General features: G+C 60.2%; 2 protein-coding genes. Both read left to right on the forward strand.

The window, feature by feature from the left end:
- Window positions 1-891: 891 nt before the first annotated feature.
- The gene (locus ACXWUF_RS21110; protein ID WP_458496521.1) at window positions 892-1,761 is read left to right on the forward strand and encodes a hypothetical protein; all 870 of its coding nucleotides are present in this window, start codon (window positions 892-894) and stop codon (window positions 1,759-1,761) included.
- A gap of 36 nt (window positions 1,762-1,797) precedes the next feature.
- Window positions 1,798-3,166: arylsulfatase (locus tag ACXWUF_RS21115; RefSeq protein ID WP_458496522.1), on the forward strand; the 1,369-nt coding region annotated here is incomplete at its 3' end.

Raw genomic sequence — 3,166 nt, forward strand, 5'->3', positions numbered from 1 at the left:
GAAAGGCTTTCACTGCCTGACGCACCGGATAAGGAACCACCTGGATGACTTCGTGGATTACTTTTTTTCACTCTCTGCGGGGCTATGGAACCATAAAATCTCTTCATCATCAGTGGCTTAGCATCGGATACAACTCTAGTATAGATGGCACGGAACGCCCATGCGTTGGGCCCCAAGGATAAAATCAAACAAAAAGCCCAATATAGCGGCAAGAAAGGCCGTCACATGATGAAGAGCTTGGCGATTTCGGCCTCAATAAAACCATCCTCTTCCTCAGTATGGCCGTGGCGGGAAGCGTCCATGACTATACCCTGTTGAAGCAGCTTTTCGACCCCAGGCTTCCCCGGTTCGGTCAAATTCCGGTTTGGTTGGACCTTGGGTTTCTAGGGGCCGCCAAAGAGTATGCCGAGGCCAAAATAAATCCACCATTCAAAAGACCAAAAAAATCCAAGGACAACCCCAATCCAGGGCTTACCGAGGAGCAAAGCATAATCGGAAACACGCGAGAATCCGCATCCCCGTGGAACACGCCATTGGCGGAATGAAAGTTTTTCACTGTCCGAGCCACCGTCTTAGAAACCACTTGGACACCCTGCAAAATTACTTCTTTGGCCTAGCCGCTGGCCCCACAACCTCCGAATGGCTTGATTGGTAAGGGCCGCACGGCGGGAACAACTCTAGAGATCGAGACGCGCACGATTCCAATTCCCGGTAAGCCTCATGCAGTTGAATCACAGGTTCTGGCAGGGGTTGCAGAGCGGGCCGCCGGGGACGTTCCCTGAGCACCTGGCGGCACAAAGGCCAGTTGGCCCCTTGCCGACGATGCACTTCATTTTTCAAATGAGGCAAGGTATAAAATCTCCTTCACTTTACAAAAGGGAAACTTGAATCATGGTTTTGAAATCCGCATCCACCGTCCGATCCGCTTTGGCTCGATGTCTCGCCGGGCTACTGCTCGCGACCACTGATTTGAACCCGGCGGTCGGCGGCGAAAGCGCCGCCGCCCCGGCATCCGATGGAATCCAACCTTGGGCCTTCAACCTCACCGCCTATCTCTGGATGGCCGGCGTGAAGGGCAATTTCACCGCGGGTCCGGTCAACCAGTCGGTGGACGCCAGCTTCATCGACATCAACAACAAGTCGCGCCGGTTCCCCTTGGGATTCATGGGACGGTTCGAGGCCCATTACGAGCGGCTGGGCTTCTACCTGGACGGCAATTACATGGATTTGGCGTTCAAGCCCAAGTTCGGCGGCATCAGCAATGGCATCGACAGCGAATTGGGCGTGATGGATTACGGCCTGGCCTATCGCGTCTTAGGCCCCCCGGCGGCGGAATTGCCCGCCGCCCTGGCGAAGCAGGGCAATGGCAACTGGCTGGAAGCCTATGCCGGGGCGCGCACGCTCTGGCTGGACAACAGCGTCGATTTCAAAACCCCGTTCGGCAATCCGCTGAACGGCCCGCGCAGCTTCTCGGCCAGCAAGTCGTTCACCAGCCCGGTGCTGGGGGCGCGGTTCATGGTCGGCTTTTCCCCGGAATGGTTCGCCTTGGTGGATGGCACTTTCGGCGGGTTCGGCGCGGGCGGCGTGCAGTTCACCGGGTCCCTGTTGGGCACCGTGGGCTACCGGACCACGATCCTGGACATGCCCACCTCCATCGAATTGGGCTACAAGGCGTTGCGCTACAACATCGACAAAGGCGGCCCCATCCAAACCAACGCCACCCTGAACGGTCCCTTCGTGGGACTCACAGGCTATTGGTGATCCCGCGTCCAAGACCCCCCTGCTTAAGGTGAAAATATGAAGAGAACCACACTGTCGGCCATGCTGTGCCTGCAAGCTTCCCTGGCGGGAGCCGATACCCTCAACCGTACGGTCCTGCCGATTCCCGAACCCAAATACCCGCCGATCAAGGAACTCGACGCCCGCAACGCCAAAGCCCCGCCGCGCTTCGAGGTCAAGGCCCCGGCGGGCGCGCCCAATGTGGTGGTCGTGCTGATCGACGACATGGGCTTCGGCCAGCCCAGCGCCTTCGGTGGCGGGGTCCAGATGCCGACCCTGGAGCGGCTGGCCCAGAACGGCCTGCGCTACAACCAGTTCCACACCACGGCGCTGTGTTCGCCGACCCGCACAGCCCTGCTCACCGGCCGCAACCACCACACCAACAACGCCGGGGCCATCATGGAACTGGCGACGGCGTTTCCGGGCAACACCGGCATCCGGCCCAACAGCGTCGCGCCGCTGGCCGAGATGCTGCGGCAGAACGGCTACAGCACCGCCGCCTTCGGCAAATACCACGAGACGCCGCCCTGGGAAGTCAGCGTTTCCGGCCCCTTCGACCGCTGGCCGACCCATTCGGGCTTCGACAAGTTCTACGGATTCATCGGCGGGGAAACCAACCAGTGGTCGCCCTACCTCTTCGACGGCACCGCCAAGGTCGAGCCGCCCCGCGACCCGAATTACCACTTCACCACCGACATGACCAACCAGGCCATCGCCTGGGTCCGCCTGCAACAGACCTTGACGCCGGACAAGCCGTTCTTCGTCTATTTCGCGCCCGGTGCCACCCACGCCCCGCACCACGTTCCCAAGGAATGGGCAGACAAATACAAGGGCCGGTTCGACGCGGGCTGGGACGCCTACCGCGCCCAAACCCTCGAACAGCAGAAGAAGCTGGGGATGGTTCCGGCCAACACGCCGCTGGCCCCCAAGCCCAAGGACATCAAGGATTGGGATAGCCTCACGGCGGACGAGAAGAAGCTGTTCGCCCGCCAAATGGAAGTGTTCGCGGGCTTCGGCGAGCATACCGACCACGAGGTCGGACGCTTGACGCAAGCCATCGAAGGCTTGGGCGAGATGGACAACACCTTGTTCATCTACATCGCGGGCGACAACGGGGCCAGCGCCGAGGGCGGCATGATCGGGCTGTTCAACGAAAGCACCTATTTCAACGGCGTCACGGAAAACCTCCCCGATATCGTCAAGAAAATCGACGAACTGGGCGGGCCGAAGTCCTTCAACCATTACGCGGCGGGCTGGGCGGTGGCCGGCGACACGCCCTTCACCTGGACCAAGCAAGTGGCCGGCACGCACGGTGGCTGTCGCAATGGGATGGTGGTGCATTGGCCAGTAGGCATCCAAGCCAAAAACGAAGTCCGTTCGCAATGGC

The sequence above is a fragment of the Methylomagnum sp. genome, assembly GCF_054333355.1.

Coding starts and splice junctions, on each gene's coding strand:
- ACXWUF_RS21110 (WP_458496521.1), top strand. CDS start 892: ATGGTTTTGAAATCCGCATCCACCGTCCGATCCGCTTTGGCTCGATGT.